This is a genomic window from Microbacterium sp. 22215, assembly GCF_052045655.1.
In the GTDB taxonomy this organism is placed as follows: domain Bacteria; phylum Actinomycetota; class Actinomycetes; order Actinomycetales; family Microbacteriaceae; genus Microbacterium; species Microbacterium phyllosphaerae.
On the sequence record NZ_JBQEPC010000004.1, the window covers coordinates 105,353 to 123,516 of the forward strand.

An 18,164-nucleotide genomic window follows, 5' to 3' on the forward strand; every position below is an offset into this window, starting at 1 on the left:
CGGGTCTAGAACTGCGGGGCCGTCTGGCACCACGACGCGTCGAAGCCGGTGAGGGGCACGATCTCATCGCCGGTGCGGAGGTCGAGCAGATGTGTCTCGAGCTGCTGCGGCAACGGCAGCAGCATCTGGTCGTAGGGGTTGTCGGCGAGGTCTGGGGCGATCACGACCGCGGCGTACTGGCCGCTGGGCGAGGCGCACGCCTGCAGGATCGAATCGGTCGAATCGACCTCGACGAGCGGTGTCGCCTTTCCGTCGTCGTCGACGCGCACGACCGCTTGACCGCTCGGCACGCCGTTCGCGTCGCGGGCGACGACGTGGCGGAGCGTGCCTCCGGGGAACGGCGTGATCGTCGTGGCGGTTCCGTAGTCGGGGTCCGACGCCTCCAGCGGCACTTCGGTGCCGTCGGTGAGGTTGAGCTCGACGACCGTGCCGTCGAGTCGCTCGACGATGGCCGTGTAGGTGCCGCGGGAGACGCCCTGGATGGTGGTCGCGAGGCCCAGGGACTGCACACCGGCGTCCGTCGAGCGGTCGACCAGCGACAGAGCTCCGTCGAAGTCGATGAACAGCACGGCGGAACTGTCGGGCACGAACTGCCAGACGAAGATATTCGCCTCCTTGTCACCGACCTCGGTGACCACGGGCTCGTCATCGCCGCTGAGCGACTGGGTGACGAGCACACTCGCGCGCCCCTCGGTGTCGCTGAGCTTCTTGTCGGAGTAGCTGTACCCGACCAGGCCGCCGCGGTCGGACACCTGGATCGCGCCGACGTAGCCGACTCCGGGGAGGGCGAGCTCCCTCTGGTTCTTGCCGTCGCGGTCCATCACGAGGAGCTTCGAGCCGTCGTCCTCTTCGAGCGAGACGACGAGCTGCGACGACGTCGCGCGGAAGTCGTTGATCTTGTCGGCGGTGAACACCGCGACCCCTTCACCCGACAGATCGGTGCGGAAGATCGAGTCTTCGCCCTCGGCGTCGCGGCGCAGCAGGAAGAGGCTCGACGCGGGCGTCGAGAAGCTCGTCGTCAGGGTCGCGGTCGGTCCGCCTCCGGCACCCACGGCGTCGGCGATCTTCACCGTGTACTCGGTGTCGTCGTCGAGCGGAACGGTGAATCGGATCCCGATGCCCCTGCCCGCGGCGTCGAGGGTGAACGGCACCGCCGGTTCCACCGTCACCTGGGATTCGTCGAGTGCAGCCAGCGACTGGTTGGCCGTGAGGATGACGCGGCTTCCCGACGTCTCGATCGCCTCGGAGGGGTTCACCTGCACGTCGGTGATACGCGGCCCCTGGGTGAGGCTGACAGCGCCGAGTCCGGCTCCGACGAGCACGAGGATGCCGAGCACGGCGCCGAGTGCCAGCAGGAATCTGCGGTCGCGAGGGGCCGTCGGCGCCTTCTCGGGCTTCGGCGCTTTCGCCGGCTTCGGTTCTTTCGCCGGCTTCGGCGCTTTCGCGGGCTTGGGCGCCTTGGCGGGCTTCGACGTGCCCGGCGCGCGGGACGCGTCGTCGGTCGTGAAGCGACCCGGGGGCGTGGCATCGTCCGAGGAGTGAACAGCGAACGTGGTGGATGAGTCGGCGTCCGGCGGGACGAAGGTCGAACGTGTCGGCCGCTCACCGTCGTTCGGGCGCGCCACGGGTGGGTTCTCGCCCGTCGGGGGGACCGCCGGTGCGACGGCTCCCGGTTCCGTCGCGGGAGGCGGATCGTCTCGGTCGGCTGCGCCGTCGTCATTCGACGAGGGAGCCGCCGCAGCAGCCTCGGCCTCGCGGGCGGCGCGCAGCTCGGCGCGCGTACGGGGCTGCGCCGGCGCCTCGGGGCGCTCGTCGTCAGTACTCATACGGGTCCTGGGGCTCGTCGATCGGGGTGACCGAGTTCGGCTCGACGTGCAGCGAGCCGTCGGCATCCGCCTTGATCGTGCCCTCGACCTCGACCCACTGGCCGGTGTCGAACTCGCCCGCATCGATCGTCACGGGCAGGGTCGCCGGCTGCGCGTCGATCACGCAGTGCGTGATGACCAGGCGCGTGAGGTTGACCTCGTCGGCACCCGTAGGGGTGACGAAACCGGTCAGGGTGACGGTCTTGCCGTCGTAGGCGGCGGTGTTGGTCGCCGTCGCGAACACGCTCGCCCAGTCGCCCACACCGAAGGTCGAGGTGTCGGCGACGCCGAGGGTCACGTCGTCGGCGCCGGCGAAGAGGGCCGTCTGCTCGCCGACCCGCGACATCGCGAGCTCGACCGACAGCGATGCGGGCGGCAGCACGAGAGCGGCGACGACGACGCCCGAGGCGATGACCCCGCCCGTCACAGTGCTCGCGACGGCGAGGGTGCGGCGGGGCGATCGTGGTGGGGCATCCGTCTCCGAGACGTCACCGTGATCGTGCCCGTGATCGTGCCCGTGGTCGCCCTCGTCACCGAGCGGCAGCGTGCACGACCAGATAGCGCCCACCAGTGTCACGACGGCGGCGGCGCAGGCGAACCACACCGACTCCGGGCTGATGTAGAGGTTCAGCCGGCCGGTGAGACCGAGTCCGAGGGTGACGACCGAGATGACGGTGGCGAGGCCGATGCCGAGCCACCGAGAGCCGAGAGCGCGGGCCCGCGACGGGGCGTGATCGGTGTGCGGGTGCGTGTGATCAGACAAAGACGTTCACCCCGATCCCGATCGCGAAGGCGGCGAACACGACCACGCCGACGATGCCGACGAGCGTGCGGGTGGTGAAGGTCGTGCGCATGAGGGCGAGCATCTTCACGTCGACCAGCGGTCCGACGAGCAGGAACGCCACGAGAGCGCCCGACGAGAAGGTCGAGGCGAAAGAGAGGGCGAAGAACGCGTCGACGTTGGAGCAGATCGCGACCGTCATCGCCAGGGCCATCATCGCGAGGATCGACAGCACCGGGTTCGAGCCGATCGCCAGCAGCACGTCGCGAGGGATGAGCACCTGCACGGCTCCGGCGAGCGCCGAGCCGATCACGAGCGCCGGCATCACGGCGCGCAGCTCGACGAGGAACTGCGTCAGGCTGCGGCGAACCGGCGTTCCGGGCTCATGCGTGACGCGGTCGCACGTGTCGATGAAGCGCTGCGTGAGCAGGGCGTCGGGCGAGGGGTGACGGCTGTAGATCCAGCCGATCAGGTTCGCGATGAGGTAGCCGCCGATGAGACGCGCGACCAGGATGCCGTCGTCGAAGCCGAATGCCGCGTGGGTCGTGAGGATGACGATCGGGTTCACGATCGGTGCGGCGATCAGGAAGGTCAGCGCCTCGGCGGGGGCGAGGCCCCGCATCATCAGACCGCGCGCGAAGGGGACGTTGCCGCACTCGCAGACGGGGATCAGCATGCCGAGCAGAGACAGCACGGCGCGGCCGGCCCAGGCGCGTTTCGGCAGCCAGCGGTGGATGACGTCGGCAGGCAGCCACACCTGCACGACGATCGACAGCAGCACGCCGAGGATCACGAACGGCAGCGCCTCGATGAGCACGCTCATCGCGAGCGTCAGACCGTCCTGTGCCCGATTCGGCAGGGTCGCGGTGTAGAGGGTCGGCAGGAACCGGTCGACCAGGAACAGCGCCGCCACGATCGCCGCGCCGAGCGCGACCCCGATCCACGGCGAGCGCGGCGATCGGGTGGGACGCTGCGAGTGCGTCATCCGCGGGGCGGCCTGAGTGGTCACGCGTTCGCTGCCTCTTCGGCGTCGCGCTTGTTGGTGCACGCGGCGCAGAGACCGAAGATGTCGACGACGTGCGCGGCATCCGTGAACCCGTGCAGGGCAGCGGTGCGATGCGCCCACTGCTCGACGTCGGTGGCTTCGATCTCGACCGTGAGTCCGCAGTTGCGGCAGATCAGGTGGTGGTGGTGGCCCTGGGTCGTGCAGGCGCGGTAGAGCGCCTCGCCCTCGGGGCTCTGCAGCGAGTCCGCATCACCGGATGCCGCGAGTCCGGCCAGCGCACGGTAGACCGTGGCCAGGCCGATGCCGGTGTTGTCGTCGCGGAGCGAGGCATGCAGGTTCTGCGCACTGACGAACCCGCGCGCGTCGGCGAGGGCTTCGCGCACGCGTTCGCGCTGCCAGGTGTTCCGCTGAGCCATACCGACGATTCTAGGTGCGCAGCCCTTGCCGGGCCCTGGGAGCGGTCTTCGGGCTTTCGAATCGCGCACTTGACCGCATCCGAAGCGGATTCGGGGTCAGTTGCGCGATTCGAAGCAACCGTCAGGCCCGCACGCGGCGCACACCGCCGCGGGCACGCTGGATGATCCAGCACACGACGTAGATCGTGAACGACAGGGTCGTGATGTACGGGCTCACGGGCAGGGTGCCGGCGAGCGCGAGCAGGATGCCGCCGACCGCCGACACGAAGCCGAACAGCGCGGCGAGCAGCGGCACGGCCACGGGCCCGGCCGTGATGCGCATCGCCGCCGCCGCTGGGGTCACCAGCAGCGCCATCACGAGAAGCGCGCCGATGATGTGCACGCTGACCGCGACGATCAGGCCGAGCAGCACCATGAACAGCAGGCTCACGGCACGGGTGGGCACGCCGCGGGCGGCAGCCGACTCGGGGTCGAGCGAGTCGAAGCGCAGCGGGTTCCACATGAGCAGAAGCCCGAGCAGCACGACGATGCTGATGCCGAGCAGCCAGCCGAGGTCGGGGCTCGAGACCGAGACGATCTGCCCGGTGAGCAGGCTGAAGCGATTGGCGCTGCGTCCGTCGTACAGCGACAGGAACAGGATGCCGAGGCCGAGGCCGAACGGCATGAGCACGCCGACGATCGAGTTGCGGTCACGGGCCTTGGATCCGAGGATGCCGATCAGGATCGCCGCGACCAGCGCGCCGCCGAGGGATCCGACGACGACGCTCCCGCCGAAGAGCAGCGCCGCGGCGGCGCCGGCGAACGACAGCTCGCTGACGCCGTGCACCGCGAACGCGAGGTCGCGCTGCATCACGAAGACGCCGATGAGTCCGCCGACGATGCCGAGCACCGCGCCGGCGATGATCGAGTTCGCGAGCAGGGCGACGAGCTCGCCGTAGTCCTGGAACGAGAAGACGTCGCTCCAGTCGACCGCCTGGACGATGCCGGTCATGACGTTCATGCGGCACCTCCGTGGTCGTGATCGTGGTCGTGCAGGTGGTGGGGCTCGGCATCCGGAACGCCGACGACGACCAGCCGGTCGCCGGCACGCAGCACGAACACCGGGGTGCCGTACAGCTCGGTGAGCACCCGCGTCTGCAGCACCTCTTCGGGGGTGCCCAGCACGAAGCGGCCACCGGCGATGTAGAGGATGCGGTCGACGCGGCCGAGGATCGGGTTGATGTCGTGCGTCACGAACAGCACCGCCGCTCCGCGGTCACGACGCTGCCGGTCGATGATGTCGGTGACGGCGACCTGGTTCGCGAGGTCGAGGTTCGACAGCGGCTCGTCGCACAGCAGCAGGCTGGGCTCGTCGGCCAGTGCCTGCCCGACGCGCAGCCGCTGCTGCTCACCGCCCGAGAGCAGTCCGACCCGACGGTCGGCGTAGTGCGACGCGCCGACCGAGGCGAGCAGCTGATCGACCTTGGCCCTGTCGCCTCGGTGCGGGATCGGGAAGCCGAATCGGCTGCCCTGCACCCCGAGGGCCACGAGATCGCGGGCACGCATGCTCGTGTCGGGGGCGAGCGAGCGCTGCTGCGGGATGTACCCGATGCGCGGGTTGCCCTTGCGCACGGGTCCGCCCGCGACGGTGATCTCGCCGGCCGACAGCGGCTGGAGGCCCAGGATGCTGCGCAGCAGCGTGGTCTTGCCCGAACCCGAGGGCCCGAGCACGGCGATGAACTCGCCCGGATCGACCGTCAGATCGAGGCCCGACCACAGTTCCCGGTCGCCGCGCTGGAGGGCTGCTCCGCGCACCTCGAGCACCGGTGTCTTCTCGGCTCCTGCCCGCGCGTCGGCGGCGGCGCTCACGACTGGAGCGCGTCGGCGAGGCTCTGGATCGCGTCACTCATCCACTCAGAGTACGACGATCCTTCGGGGAGCAGCTCCGTGAAGGCGACGAGCGGGATGCCGGCATCCGTTGCAGCGTCCTCGACGCGCTGCGTCTCGGCCCCTCCGGTCTGCGCGTTCGTGAGCACCGCCTGCACGTCTCCCCCGTCGATCACGTTGAGCGTCTCGAGCAGGGTGGCGGGGGCGACATCGCTGCCCTCCTCGACCGCCTCGGCGAATCCTTCGGGCGTCACGTCGGTGAGCCCGGCCGCGGTGGCGAGGTAGCCGGGGAGCGGCTCGGTGATGATCACGTTCGCTCCTGCGGCATCCGTCTTGAGCGTCTCGAGGTCGGCCTCGAAGCCCTCGAGGTCGGCGACGATCTCCTCGGCGTTCGCGGTGAAGTCCGCCTCGCCGTCCGGGTCGATGGCCGTGAGCTCGTCGGCGATCGCCTCGACCACGTGGATCATCGTGTGCGGGTCGAACCAGACGTGCTCGTTGAAGCCCTCGATGTGGTTGTGCCCCTCGTGACCCTCCTCGCCGTCGGCGTGGTCGTGGTCGTGCTCCTCCTCGGCGCCTTCCTCCGAGTGGTCGTGACCCTCGTTGCCGGGGAAGTCGTGCGAGAACTCGACGGCGGTCACCAGGTGCGGGGCGTCGGCATCCTGCAGCAGCGTGTCGATGAACGCGTCGTATCCGCCGCCGTTCTCGATCACGAGATCGGCCTTCTGCACCGTCAGGCGGTCACGGGCCGAGGCCTCGTACGAGTGCGGATCCTGCGTGGCCGAGGTGATGATCGAGGTCACGTCGACGCGGTCGCCGCCGATCTGCGCGGCGAGTGAGCCGTAGACGTTGGTGCTCGCCGCGACCGTGACCGTGCCGCTGTCGCCCTCCCCCGCCGCGGGGGTGGTGGAGCATCCGGCCAGCGAGAGTGCGGCGACGGATGCGAGGGCGAGGGCGACGAGCGGCTTCTTCATGCTCTCACTCTAAACGTTAATGAGAACCATTATCAAATTGTCCCCTCACCCACCCCTTGCCCCGACCGGAATCGGCGCCCGGCGGGGTGGCGTCCACCACCTGCCCTCACAGCACAATGGCTCACGGCGCGAGCTTCGCGAGGAGCTCTTCAAGTCGAGCCAGCTCCATCTCCTCCAGGCGGCCGAGAACGGACGCCTGCGCGAAGTCGGCGACAAGGGCCGCGCGCGCACGCGCGCCGACGCCCGTGGTGACGATCACTTTGGCTCGGCGATCCGACGGGTGCGGTGTTCGTTCGACGAAGCCGGCCTCTTCGAGCTTGTCGACGATGTAGGTGACGCTGCTGGGATCACAGTGGGTGCGCTCAGCCAAGGCTCGCATCGTCATCGGTTCATCGAGGGCTACCAGAGCACTGGCCTGGGAGGGCGTGAGCCCTTGTCGTTGAACGACCGCCTTCACTTCGTCGCGAACTTCATCCGCGACGGCGAACAGCAAGCTGCGAACCACCGCCGAAACGTCATGATTCATGAGCATCTTCCAACTTTATCATTGTCATCCATAATCCGGTCATTGCAATATTTTACGTTTCTCAATGATTGGAATATGCGTTAGTTTCCCACTATCGAATCTGGGGAAGGGTCGCTACATGGTTGATGTACGGGGTGTATCAGTGTCCGAACTGCTGGGGGACGCTGACCAGAGGTATTTCGGCGACGGTTATCGCGCGGTCCAACAGGATCTGCGCAATCTGCGCCTTCGTCACGTCCCAGGCTCCGGGTGGCGAATCGAAGCATCGCTAGCGCTGCGCTACCCCGACTCATGGTCGACGAAGTCCGGCCAGGCGAACCGCAGCCCCCATCTCTCCACGCTCGATGCCTTTGTGGTCGCTGCGCAGCTTGCAGAGGCGATGCTTGTCGGGGGACGCGGGCTGGAGCCCGCGCAGCGGCCCTGGGTCTGGCTGCATCGCGCTCTGATCCGCGCCGGTGCGAAGGCCGTCGAAGAGCTGGACGAGATCGATGTGTCCGGGCAGATGAGTGTTGGTCAACCGCTCGACAACCCCCTCCTGTCCAATAGCCAGACGTTCACAGCCAAGTTCACCATCGGTGCGCTTCGCGTTGAACTCGACCTCGTCGCGCCGGCGGGCGAGTCGCGAGACGTCGGGGAGTCCTTTCCCGACATCGATGACCTTCTCGGGGCGAAGAAGGACAGGTACTACGGCGAAGGGTTCAAGCGCGACCGGCTCACGATCGGCGACGGCTGGCTCAGCGACGACACGACGATTCAAGTTCCCGTCACCCGCACGCGCGGAACGAAGTCAGCGGATATCGGGTCCGCGTACACGGTGAGTCCCACGTTCGTGAACTGCATCCTCGGCCAAGCGCAGGTGAGTCAGCTGATGCTTTATTCGCTCGATCACATAGACAGGGCCACGTCAGACAACCTGTGGATGCGTCACGTCGAGCTGGTTTCCGACGGACCTGATCTGCACAGTGCGAACGAATTCGTCGCCGAAGCCCAGGTCATAAGAACGCGCCTGATTCCGATGAGCCATCGCACGTGGCGGGTCACGGATTTCTCGGGGCGATTCGGTCCGATCTCCGCACGTTACAACCTCGCCCATGCGCTCCCCGAGCTGACAGGAACCCCAACAGAATGAGAATCGCAATCGCAGGGACCTACTCGACAGGTAAGACGACCACCTCCTACGCGCTGGCGCACCTGACGGGTATCCCTCGAACCCACGCCAAGACCATGCGCGAGCTCCTTCCCGATGTCGCACCCGGGAAACGGCTTGAAGACACCGGGATTCAGGAGTTGATCCAGCTCGGCATCCTGCGCTTCTCCGAGAGGTACCGCCATGAGAGCGCCTTGCCCGACGGGTTCATCTCTGATGGCTCGACTTTGCACGAATGGGCATATGGAGAGATTCGCGCGCAGATCGGGATCAATCCCGCGGACCCTGCCACTATCCCGTCGCGACAGGATGGGGCGGCCCAAGCACTGGGGGTCGCGATGGATGCCATCGGGGCGATCGCCATGAGACACGCGCAGCGGGGATACGACGCATTCATTCACCTACCCATCGAGTTCCCGCTCGTTGCAGACGGCCACCGACCGGTGTCCGAGGAGTTCAGGCACCGCTCGAGCGACCTCCTACTCGATACGTTGCGCGACCTCTCGATCCCCGTACAGGTCGTCGGTGGCGATCTACCGACACGGCTCGCGGCCATCGTCTCCCTCCTCGCTCTGCCCCAGATCATGAGCATCGAAAGCGCGATCGAGAGAGCCAGAGCCGATGTCTCCACCTTGGATACCAGTGACGAGTTGGCGCGCGCCGAGGGGCCCCTCTCATGAGTCATGACGTGACGATCCCGCGCACACCGATCCTCCTCGCCCCCGTCGTCGCCATAGGTCTGAGCTTCTTCGTGGGGAATCTCGACGCGACCGTCGTCAACGTCGCCACCACGCAGATCGGCCTCGATTTGAATGCACCGACCGCAGCTCTCGCGTGGATGGTGAACGGGTTCGTCCTGGCGCTGGCAGCGCTGCTCTTGTTCAGCAGCGATCTCGCAGGCCGATTCGGCGCTCGACGACTATACGTATGGGGTCTGGCCGCCTTCACGGCAGCGAGTCTCTTGGCCGGTTTTGCCACGACCGCCCCCGTCCTCATCGGGGCCCGCGTGATCCAGGGCATCGGGGCGGCACTCTTCCAACCCGCCGGACTTGTTCTGTTGGCCATGTCGTACCCCGATGCCGCCGTTCGACAGCGGATGATCGGCCTCTGGGCGGCGATGGGCGCGGCAGCGGCGGCTCTCGGGCCCATGATCGGAGGCTTCATCGTCGCGGGTTGGGGATGGAGATGGATCTTCTGGATCAACCTCCCGATCGGTGTGGTCGCGATATGGCTGTCGGTGACGGTGCTCCCTTCGAGCACAGGAATTCGGCGCCGTATTCCTCTTATCGGTCACGCACTGTTCGCCCTCAGCGTCGTCGCTGGAGCCGTGGCGTTGATGCAGGGCCCGGAGACCGGCTGGAGCGCACCGGTCCCGCTCGCAGCGATCGCCGTCAGCATCCTCGCTCTGGTCCTTTTCATCTGGTGGCAACGCCAGGCCGACAACGAGGTTTACCCGGGAAGGATCCTGCGGAATCGAGAGTTCACACTCGCGAACGCAGTCGGAATCCTCATGAACGTCGGCTTGTTCGGCGGCGTCTTCTTTGTCTCCATCCTGCTTCAGCAGACGATGGGCTCGGATCCGCTGACGGCCGGCCTGCAGCTCCTGCCGATGATGGCCGTCTTCGTACTCGGAAATCTCACATACTCCCGTCTGAGCGGCAGCCTGACCCCCCGACAATCGATCCTCCTCGGCCTGGGCGCAGCGACGATCGCCGTGGGCGCGCTCACCCTCGCCTCGACACAGGACTTCTCGTATCTGTGGTTTGCAGTCTGCCTCGCAACCGCACACCTTGGCCTCGGTCTCGGCTCACCAGCGATGACTGCAGCGATGCTGAACAGCGTCGACACGCGCGACACCGGTCTCGCCGGAGCCGTGCTCAACGTGAACCGACAGATCGGATCTCTTCTCGGAGTCGCAATCGCAGCGGGGCTGCTCACGGCGGTGGGCCAAGCAGCCGCCGCGCCCGCCATGTTCGGCATCAGCACGCTCGGATACGCCCTTGCTGTCGTCGCCGGATACCTCCTGCACGCCTCTCCACAGAAGACCGGATCGCCATGACTACGCTGACCACACCCTTGACCGTCCGCGCGACAACCCTCGCAAACCGAGTCGTGCTGGCACCGATGGGTGTCGGGCATAGCGAGAAGGGCGTCCCCGACGAACACCTTCGGGCGTTCTATCGTCGCCGAGCGCAGAACGGTGTCGGCCTTCTGATCAGCGGGGCCACATTCATCGATCATTCCAGCGCATCCAACCATGTGCTCCTTCCGAGCATCGCCAGCACGGCTGCGCAAGTGTCCTGGCAACGGATTGTCGCCGACGTGCACGCAGAAGGCGCCCCGATGCTCCTCCAGATCGAACACGCCGGCGTAGACCGCGACCCCCGTTCCTCCCTTGACCTCTGCGGTCGGGTGCTCAGCCCGAGCGGAATCGATCATCGCGGTCACTCCCATGGCGACGAGATGAGCCTCGCCGACATTCACGAAGTCATCGACGCGTTCGCCCGATCGGCGACAGTCGCCCAACGACTCGGCTTCGACGGGGTAGAGGTCCATGGAGCACACGGATTTCTCATCGACCAATTCCTATGGGACGCGACAAACCACCGCGAAGACGAGTACGGCGAGCCCAGCCGATTCGCGGTTGACGTCATCCAGGCGATCCGCGCGGCAACGAATGACGACTTCATCATCAGTTTCCGCTGGTCACAATGGAAGCTGCACGACTACAGCGCACGCATCGCGAACGACATCACTCAACTCGACAAGCTCCTGAGACCGATCGCCGCCGCGGGCGTCGACCTGTTCCATGCCTCGACCAGGCGCTGGTGGGAACCCCTCTTCCCTTCCTCCCCCCTCACCGCGGCGGGGTGGACCAAGAAGATGACCGGTAAACCCACGATCGCCGCCGGCTCGATCGCGACCACAGGCCCAAGCTTCGATTCGGTCTTCGAAGGGCAGGGAGCAGAAGCCACAACACCTGCCGACGCTGTCGCGCGCATGCAACAGAACGAATTCGACCTGATCGCGGTCGGTCGACCGTTGCTCGGCGACCCCGAATGGGCCTCCAAGATGCTCTCGGAACGCTTCGACGACATCGGCGACTTCGACGCGCGCTCTCTCGTGGACCTGCACTGAGAACGCTGCTTTGTCTTCGAGCGACCAATCGATCGTGTGAACCGTGGCGCACCCTTTCCGCCACGGTGACCTCCCCCTGTACGCGCGAAGCACGGATGCAGGACGAGAAACCTGTTCTCGTCCTGCATCCGGACTTTCGTCCTGCAGACGACTCGGTGGAGCCCGTCAGCGGAGCAGCCCCGGCGCGATCCAGACGGTCGAGTCTCCGGGCAGAGCACCGTCGACGACTGTGCCGAGCACGACGTCCGTGGCATCCGCTCCGAGGTCGAACGGCTCGGTGCCGAAGTTCGTCACGATCTGCCAGCCGTTCGGACGCGTGAAGCGCAGCACGTCGGCTCGTCCGGTCTCGATCCACTCGAGGCTCTCGTCTGTCTGCAGCTCGTGACGCAGGCGCAACGCCTCGCGGTACAGCGACAGCGTCGACGAGGGGTCGGCCTCCTCCACGTCGACAGCATGGTCGGCGAACCACTCGGGCTGCGGCAGGTGCGCGTCGCCGGCTCCGAAGCCGAAGGACGATCCGGATGCCGTCCACGGCAGCGGCACGCGGCATCCGTCCCGCCCGAGCCCGTCGAACTCCGCCCCGCGGAAGAACGCCGGATCCTGGCGGTCGTCGGGTCCGATCTCGGCGACCTCCTGCAGACCGAGCTCCTCGCCCTGGTAGAGGTAGGTGCTGCCGGGCAGGCCGAGCAGCAGCAGGGTCGCGGCGTGCGCCCGGCGCAGACCGAGTTCACGGTCGAGCTGGTCGTCGGGGCCCCCGGCGGCGACCCACTCCACACCCTGCTTGACGCCCGTGCGGCCCGCCAGCGGAGCGAGTCCGTATCGGGTCGCGTGCCGGGTGACGTCGTGGTTCGAGAGCACCCACGTCGTCGACGAACCGGTCGTGCGCGCCTGCGCGAGGTTGTCGGTGATGATCGTGCGGAACTGCGTCGCGTCGAAGTCGGCCACGAGCAGGTCGAAATTGAACGCCTGGCCGAGCCCCTCAGCCGACGCGTACTTCGCCCGACGCTCGGGAGTGCTCACCCACGCCTCGGCCACCGCCGTGCGAGGAGGGTCGTACTCGTTGAAGACGCGACGCCACTCGGCGTAGACCTCGTGCACGTCGTCGCGGTCGTGCAGCGGGTGATTGCCGTCGTGCGGCAGGAGCTCGAGCTCGGCCGTGCTCGGCAGCGGCTCGCTCAGGTCTTTGGTGAGCATGTGCGCGACGTCGATGCGGAAGCCGTCGACCCCGCGATCCGACCAGAAGCGCAGGGTGGTCAGGAAGTCCTCGCGCACCTCGGGGTGGTCCCAGTTGAGGTCGGGCTGCTCGGGCGCGAAGCTGTGCAGGAACCACTGGCCGTCGTCGACGCGCTCCCACGCCGATCCGCCGAACGCGGCGGTCCAGTCGGTCGGCGGCTCGGAGCCGTCGGGGCCGGAGCCCTCACGGAAGATGTACCGCTCCCGCGCCGCCGAGCCGCGGCCTGCGGCGAGCGCCTCCTGGAACCACTCGTGCAGATCCGACGAGTGGTTCGGCACGATGTCGACGACGACGCGGATGCCTCGGTCATGGAGAGCAGCGACCATGTCGTCGAAGTCGTCGAGGGTGCCCAGGCGCGGGTCGACGTCGCGGTAGTCGGCCACGTCGTAGCCGCCGTCGGCGAGGGCGGACGGATAGAACGGACTGAGCCACACGGCGTCGATGCCGAGCTCCTGCAGGTAGTCGGCCCGCGAGACGATGCCCGGGATGTCACCGAGCCCGTCGCCGTTCGCGTCGGCGAAGCTGCGGGGGTAGATCTGGTAGACGGCGGCCTGTCGCCACCAGGCTGCCGTCGTGTCGTCGCGGGTCTCGGTGAGAAGCGCATCGGTCATGAGGGGTGGTGCTCCTTCGTGTTGCGGTCTGGTGTGTGCGGCGCGGACCGGCGGGCAGCCGATCCGCGCCGGTGCGCGTCAGCCCTTGACGGCACCCTGCGTGACGCCCTCCATGACGAAGCGCTGCGTGAACAGATACGCCAGGATCGCCGGGGCCATCGCCATCAGGTACGAGGCGAACGACACGTTGTAGTTGTTGCTGAACTGGGTCTGGAACAGGTTCTGTCGCACAGGCAGCGTCTGCAGTGCCGGGTCCGAGATGATCAGCGAGGGCATCATGAAGTCGTTCCAGGCGTAGAGGAACGCGAAGATGCCGACCGTCGCGCTCATCGGAGCGAGGAGAGGGAAGATCAGCTGCCAGAAGGTCTGCCACGTCGTCGCGCCGTCGATGCGCGCGCTCTCCTCGAGCTCGATCGGGATGGATCGGAGGAACGCCGTGAACAGCAGCACGCTGAAGCTCAGCTGGAACATGGTGGCGAGGATGATCACGCCGAACGGGTTGTCGAGCCCGACCCATCCGGTCAGCTGGATCTGCGGCAGTGCGACCACGGGGAACGGGATGAACATCGCGGCCAGCAGGTAGAAGAACGAGTAGCGGAAGAGTCGGTGGTCCCAGTTGCGGACGATCGCGTACGACGCGAACGCGGCGAGCACGATGGTCGCGATGACCGTTCCGGCCGTCACGAGCAGCGAGATGCCGGCGCCGACCGGGAACTTCGTGAGGTTCCACGCCTCGACGAACCCGTCGATGCTGAACGGTGCCGGCAACGAGAAAGCGTTGCCGTCGACCGCCTGGCCCGTCGTCTTGAAAGCCATCGAGATGGTGACGTACAGCGGCAGCAGCACGGTGACGGCGCACAGGATCAGGATGATCGTGCCCGACCAGTTGACCCGCTCCATGCGGACGCGCGGCTTCTTGCCCGAGGTGGGGATGGTGGTGAGTGTCTGCGTCGACATCAGAGTGCGTTCCTTCCGCGGGTCAGCGAGAGCTGCAGCAGGGAGATGAGCACGGCGACGATGAAGAAGATCGTCGCGTTGGCCATCTGGTAGGCGTAGTCGCCGCCGTTGAAGCCCGCGATGATCGTCATCGCGACGCTGCGGGTGGAGGTTCCCGGTCCGCCGTTGGTGAGTCCGACGATGATGTCGTAGGCGTTCAGGAAGCCCTTGAACCCGAGGATCACGTTGATCACCACGTATCCCGCCACGAGCGGCAGGGTGATGCGGAACAGCTGCTGCGTCTTGTTCGCGCCGTCGATGCTCGCGGCCTCGTACACCTCACCGGGCACCGAGAGCAGGCCCGCGATGTAGATGAGCAGCGTGCCGGGCACGGCCTGCCAGGCGGTCACGATCACGATCGCGACCCACGCCAGATCGGGGTTCGCGAGCAGGCTGGTCGAGAGCCACGGGATCCCGGTGGCCGCGCCGGCCGCCGGGAGGGAGTTGGAGAACAGGAAGTTGAAGACGTAGGCGATGATGATGCCCGAGATCACCATCGGGATCACGAAGATCGTGCGCAGCCCCGTCTTGAAGCGGATGCGGGAGGTCAGGCCGACCGCCAGCAGGAACGCGACCACGTTGACGACGATGACCGTGGCGATCGAGAAGCCGAACGTGAACAGGTAGCTCTGCAGGATGGCCGGATCGCTGAACATCGCGATGTAGTTCGTCAGCCCGTTGAAGTTCCACTCGCCGATGCCGATCGAGTCGGTGAAGCTGAAGAAGATGCCCATGATGCCGGGCACCGTGATCGCCAGCGTGAAGATCACGAGCGTCGGCAGCAGGAACAGGTAATAGATCGGCTCGACGCGCCGCGTGCGGCGACCGAGCTTGCGGGTGCCACCCGTGACGATCGCCGTCGTGTCGGTCGTGGGAGTGTTCGGCTTGGTGATGTTCGATGCGGCGGGAGTCGCCGCGGGATTGGGCAGAGCCGTGTTCGTCATGGCGTGGACTCCTCTGTCTCGCCGGATGCTGAGTCCTCACCGGAGGCGTTGTCCTGGGTCGACGGGATGGGAGCGCGGAACGCGATCCTGGCCCAGTCGGCATCCATGGTGCGCAACGTGGAGGTCGGGGACGCGCCGAGCACCATCGCCTGCGCGTAGTTGAAGACCGGGAGAGTCCTGGGCACGAGCACCGAGGGGCCCTGGTAGATCTGTCCGTTGTCGTAGTACTCGACCATGCCCTCGATCCGAGGATCGTCGGGGGCCGGAGCATCCTTCGTCGGGGTGAAGCCGAGCTGCGAGGCGTTGTACTCCTCGATGTGCTCCGGAAGGAACAGGTACTCCAGGAAGTCGCGGGCGGCCTCCTGGTGGCGCGATCCCTCGGGGATCATCGCGGCGAGGTCCATGTTTACACGCACGCCGAGGTCGGCGGGGTCGTCGGTCATGGGCAGCGGGAAGGTGCCCAGGTCGAGGTCGGACGCGGTCTTCTCGATCTCGCTGAACGCCCACGGCCCCTGCAGGTACATCGCGGCCTCGCCCTTGCCGAACGCGAGGTTGCCGTCGCCGTACCCTCGGCTCGCGGCATCCGCGTTGGTGTAGTCCTTCACGAGGGTCATCATGCGGTCCATGGGCTCTGCGAAGTCCTTTTCGAACGACACCTCTGAGTCGGGGCCGACCTCCGTGCCCTCCTGCGCGAGCGTGTCGAAGAAGTCGATCACGTCGACCGAGCCGCCGGCGGTGTAGTCATACCAGCCCTGCGCGACGGTCCAGTCGTCCTTGAACGTGGCGTAGAACGGGTCGATGCCCGCCTCCTTCAGCTGGTCGCACACGGCGAGGAGCTCGTCCCAGGTCTGCGGAACCTCGAGGCCCTGCTGGTCGAAGATCTCCTTGTTGTAGATGACCGATGCCCCCATCACCGAGTACGGCAGCGCGCTCGTGCGCCCCTCGCACGACCCGTACTGCTCCAGGAGCGGCTGGAGGTCGTCGCGGATGGTCGAGGCAGCCTCGGTGCCCGACAGGTCGGTGAGCGCGCAGCGCTGCACGAACCGGGCGATCTCGTAGTTGTAGTTGGCGAGCATGATGTCGGGCGGGTTGCCCCGCACGAAGCTGGCCGAGACGACGTCGACACCCGAGGTGTCGATCTCGACGCGGACCTTGTCCTGCGAGGAGTTGTACTGCGCGACGAGTTCGGTCATGAACTCGATCGCCTCTCGCTTGCTGAACGTGAAGCGGATCGTCTCGGGTCCGCCGGCCGTCGAGCAGCCGGTGAGGGCGGCCCCGACCAGGGCGAGAGCGGCCGCACCGGCGACGATCTGCGCCGGGCGTGGAGGTTTCGGAGACACCGTTGTCCTTTCGTCCTGTAGATCCGCAGACTAAATCTAGTGAGCGAATTTACTTCGATGAACGGTACTGTCTCATGTGAACGAGAGTGAGGTCAAGACCCATGACCGAAGTATCCGCAGGTCTGGGCACCGGACGAGCCAGCGTCGGCGCCATCCTCGACTTCGCATGGACCGCCGGCGAGTTCACCGCGACCGAGGCGATGGCGACCACCACGCTGACCCGCTCCACCGCGATCGATGCGATCGACACCCTCGTCAGCGCCGCGGTGCTGCGGGAGCTCCCGAACGCCAGGGTCGCCGGAAGCTACCGCGCGGGGCGGCCCGCTCGACGCTTCGTGCTGGCATCCGATCTCGGCGTCGTCGTCGGGGTGGATGCCGGAGACACCCATCTCGCGGTCACGATCTCCGACCCGCTCGAGCGCACGCTCGTGCATCACCGCACCGACCTCGACTCCGGTCAGTCTGCGGCGCAGCGGCGCGCGACGATCCTCGGGCAGATGCAGCTCGCGCTCGATGAGGCGGGGGTCGAGCGCACCGAGATCCTCGCGATCTGCGTCGGCGTCGCCGCTCCCGTCAACAGGGCCGGCATCTCACCGCCGCATCCCGACGGCTTCTGGGAACGCACCAACCCGGGGCTCGCCGAGGCGCTGGCCGACTGGGCGCCGGTGGTCGAGATCAAGAACGACGCACAGCTGGCCGCGATCGCCGAGGGCTCGGCCGGGGCCGCCGTCGGATGCCGTGACTACGTCGCCCTGCTCGCGAGCGAACGGTTCGGCGGCGGAGTCGTCGTCGACGGCCATGTGCTGCACGGTGCGCACGGCGGCGTCGGCGAGGGCGTCGTGTTCGACCACATCGTCGGCGTGGGGTCGGCCTTCGGCCTGCGCTACGCACTGCAGGACCAGGTGCGGGCCGCCGTGGAGAGCGGTGAGATCTCCTCGGAATCGGCCATCGGACGGCTCGCGGGTGAGGATCGCATCGATCCTCGGATCGTGTTGACCGCGGCATCCGCCGGCGATGCCGATGCACTGCTCGCGACCTCACGCGTCGGCGCGACGCTCGCCCGTGTGGTCGGCGTGCTGGGCAGCATGTACGACCCGGCGCGTGTGATCGTCTGCGGCGGGGTCGCCGAGAGCATCGCCCCCGTGCTCACGGCCGCGCGCGAGGTGCTGCCGGCCCAGCTGCACCTGCCCGCGCCCGAGATCCTCGCCTCGACGCTCGGCGCCGAGGTCGTGTCGATCGGTGCCGTCGCCACGGCCCGCATGGCCGCGCGCGAGGTGGCGGTGCCGCTGCTCGCGGAGCGGCGCCTCAGCGCGGTGAGCTGAG

The 18,164-nt window shown here is 67.3% G+C and carries 17 protein-coding genes; 5 read left to right on the plus strand and 12 right to left on the minus strand.

Annotated elements, in window-relative coordinates; translation table 11 throughout:
• Positions 1-5 precede the first annotated feature (5 nt).
• From ACTJKH_RS08360 to ACTJKH_RS08395, 8 genes are all read right to left on the minus strand, one after another.
• Positions 6-1,826 (minus strand): Ig-like domain-containing protein, encoded by a 1,821-nt coding sequence (locus tag ACTJKH_RS08360; RefSeq protein WP_440736519.1) that lies wholly within the window; start codon positions 1,824-1,826, stop codon positions 6-8.
• Positions 1,816-2,628 (minus strand): TIGR03943 family putative permease subunit, encoded by an 813-nt coding sequence (locus ACTJKH_RS08365; RefSeq protein ID WP_440736520.1) that lies wholly within the window; start codon positions 2,626-2,628, stop codon positions 1,816-1,818. The genes ACTJKH_RS08360 and ACTJKH_RS08365 overlap by 11 nt, the downstream gene beginning before the upstream one ends.
• Positions 2,621-3,631 (minus strand): permease, encoded by a 1,011-nt coding sequence (locus tag ACTJKH_RS08370; protein ID WP_440736711.1) that lies wholly within the window; start codon positions 3,629-3,631, stop codon positions 2,621-2,623. Before ACTJKH_RS08370 ends, ACTJKH_RS08365 begins: the two co-directional genes overlap by 8 nt.
• A 20-nt stretch (positions 3,632-3,651) precedes the next feature.
• Positions 3,652-4,068, minus strand: a complete 417-nt coding sequence (locus ACTJKH_RS08375; protein ID WP_210096251.1) for a Fur family transcriptional regulator — start codon at positions 4,066-4,068, stop codon at positions 3,652-3,654.
• Between the two features lie 121 nt (positions 4,069-4,189).
• The gene (locus ACTJKH_RS08380; protein ID WP_210099040.1) at positions 4,190-5,059 is read right to left on the minus strand and encodes a metal ABC transporter permease; all 870 of its coding nucleotides are present in this window, start codon (positions 5,057-5,059) and stop codon (positions 4,190-4,192) included.
• Between the two features lie 5 nt (positions 5,060-5,064).
• Entirely contained in the window at positions 5,065-5,916 is an 852-nt protein-coding gene (locus ACTJKH_RS08385; RefSeq protein WP_440736521.1) for a metal ABC transporter ATP-binding protein, read from the minus strand.
• Complete coding sequence (locus ACTJKH_RS08390) at positions 5,913-6,905, minus strand: metal ABC transporter solute-binding protein, Zn/Mn family (RefSeq protein WP_440736522.1); 993 nt, start codon at positions 6,903-6,905, stop codon at positions 5,913-5,915. The genes ACTJKH_RS08385 and ACTJKH_RS08390 overlap by 4 nt, the downstream gene beginning before the upstream one ends.
• 121 nt (positions 6,906-7,026) lie before the next feature.
• Positions 7,027-7,437: a MarR family winged helix-turn-helix transcriptional regulator gene (locus ACTJKH_RS08395; protein ID WP_440736523.1), complete on the minus strand. Its 411-nt coding sequence runs from the start codon at positions 7,435-7,437 to the stop codon at positions 7,027-7,029.
• Positions 7,438-7,573: 136 nt separating this feature from the next.
• Here ACTJKH_RS08395 and ACTJKH_RS08400 point away from each other — a divergent pair, with 136 nt between their 5' ends.
• Genes ACTJKH_RS08400 through ACTJKH_RS08415 form a run of 4 tightly spaced genes read left to right on the plus strand, consistent with a single transcriptional unit; the run spans position 7,574 to position 11,716 of the window.
• Entirely contained in the window at positions 7,574-8,560 is a 987-nt protein-coding gene (locus tag ACTJKH_RS08400) for an AvrD family protein (protein WP_440736524.1), read from the plus strand.
• A complete protein-coding gene (locus tag ACTJKH_RS08405) occupies positions 8,557-9,258 on the plus strand; it encodes an AAA family ATPase (RefSeq protein WP_440736525.1) in 702 nt (233 codons plus the stop codon). Before ACTJKH_RS08400 ends, ACTJKH_RS08405 begins: the two co-directional genes overlap by 4 nt.
• On the plus strand, positions 9,255-10,637 hold the full coding sequence (locus ACTJKH_RS08410) for an MFS transporter (RefSeq protein WP_440736526.1): 1,383 nt from the start codon (positions 9,255-9,257) through the stop codon (positions 10,635-10,637). The genes ACTJKH_RS08405 and ACTJKH_RS08410 overlap by 4 nt, the downstream gene beginning before the upstream one ends.
• A complete protein-coding gene (locus ACTJKH_RS08415) occupies positions 10,634-11,716 on the plus strand; it encodes an oxidoreductase (protein WP_440736527.1) in 1,083 nt (360 codons plus the stop codon). Before ACTJKH_RS08410 ends, ACTJKH_RS08415 begins: the two co-directional genes overlap by 4 nt.
• A 165-nt stretch (positions 11,717-11,881) precedes the next feature.
• Here the strand turns inward: ACTJKH_RS08415 and ACTJKH_RS08420 are convergent, their stop codons facing one another.
• The 4 genes from ACTJKH_RS08420 to ACTJKH_RS08435 form a co-directional block, all read right to left on the minus strand.
• Complete coding sequence (locus ACTJKH_RS08420) at positions 11,882-13,561, minus strand: glycoside hydrolase family 13 protein (RefSeq protein ID WP_440736528.1); 1,680 nt, start codon at positions 13,559-13,561, stop codon at positions 11,882-11,884.
• A 78-nt stretch (positions 13,562-13,639) separates the two neighbouring features.
• The gene (locus ACTJKH_RS08425) at positions 13,640-14,518 is read right to left on the minus strand and encodes a carbohydrate ABC transporter permease (RefSeq protein WP_210096254.1); all 879 of its coding nucleotides are present in this window, start codon (positions 14,516-14,518) and stop codon (positions 13,640-13,642) included.
• The gene (locus ACTJKH_RS08430) at positions 14,518-15,501 is read right to left on the minus strand and encodes a carbohydrate ABC transporter permease (RefSeq protein ID WP_440736529.1); all 984 of its coding nucleotides are present in this window, start codon (positions 15,499-15,501) and stop codon (positions 14,518-14,520) included. The genes ACTJKH_RS08425 and ACTJKH_RS08430 overlap by 1 nt, the downstream gene beginning before the upstream one ends.
• The gene (locus tag ACTJKH_RS08435) at positions 15,498-16,841 is read right to left on the minus strand and encodes an ABC transporter substrate-binding protein (protein ID WP_440736530.1); all 1,344 of its coding nucleotides are present in this window, start codon (positions 16,839-16,841) and stop codon (positions 15,498-15,500) included. The genes ACTJKH_RS08430 and ACTJKH_RS08435 overlap by 4 nt, the downstream gene beginning before the upstream one ends.
• Before the next feature lie 101 nt (positions 16,842-16,942).
• On the opposite strand from ACTJKH_RS08435, the gene ACTJKH_RS08440 reads away from it, so the two are divergent.
• Entirely contained in the window at positions 16,943-18,163 is a 1,221-nt protein-coding gene (locus ACTJKH_RS08440) for an ROK family protein (protein ID WP_440736531.1), read from the plus strand.
• Position 18,164 lies beyond the last annotated feature (1 nt).

Coding starts and splice junctions, on each gene's coding strand:
- ACTJKH_RS08360 (WP_440736519.1), bottom strand. CDS start 1,826: ATGAGTACTGACGACGAGCGCCCCGAGGCGCCGGCGCAGCCCCGTACG.
- ACTJKH_RS08370 (WP_440736711.1), bottom strand. CDS start 3,631: ATGACGCACTCGCAGCGTCCCACCCGATCGCCGCGCTCGCCGTGGATC.
- ACTJKH_RS08375 (WP_210096251.1), bottom strand. CDS start 4,068: ATGGCTCAGCGGAACACCTGGCAGCGCGAACGCGTGCGCGAAGCCCTC.
- ACTJKH_RS08380 (WP_210099040.1), bottom strand. CDS start 5,059: ATGACCGGCATCGTCCAGGCGGTCGACTGGAGCGACGTCTTCTCGTTC.
- ACTJKH_RS08390 (WP_440736522.1), bottom strand. CDS start 6,905: ATGAAGAAGCCGCTCGTCGCCCTCGCCCTCGCATCCGTCGCCGCACTC.
- ACTJKH_RS08395 (WP_440736523.1), bottom strand. CDS start 7,437: ATGCTCATGAATCATGACGTTTCGGCGGTGGTTCGCAGCTTGCTGTTC.
- ACTJKH_RS08405 (WP_440736525.1), top strand. CDS start 8,557: ATGAGAATCGCAATCGCAGGGACCTACTCGACAGGTAAGACGACCACC.
- ACTJKH_RS08410 (WP_440736526.1), top strand. CDS start 9,255: ATGAGTCATGACGTGACGATCCCGCGCACACCGATCCTCCTCGCCCCC.
- ACTJKH_RS08415 (WP_440736527.1), top strand. CDS start 10,634: ATGACTACGCTGACCACACCCTTGACCGTCCGCGCGACAACCCTCGCA.
- ACTJKH_RS08420 (WP_440736528.1), bottom strand. CDS start 13,561: ATGACCGATGCGCTTCTCACCGAGACCCGCGACGACACGACGGCAGCC.
- ACTJKH_RS08425 (WP_210096254.1), bottom strand. CDS start 14,518: ATGTCGACGCAGACACTCACCACCATCCCCACCTCGGGCAAGAAGCCG.
- ACTJKH_RS08430 (WP_440736529.1), bottom strand. CDS start 15,501: ATGACGAACACGGCTCTGCCCAATCCCGCGGCGACTCCCGCCGCATCG.
- ACTJKH_RS08440 (WP_440736531.1), top strand. CDS start 16,943: ATGACCGAAGTATCCGCAGGTCTGGGCACCGGACGAGCCAGCGTCGGC.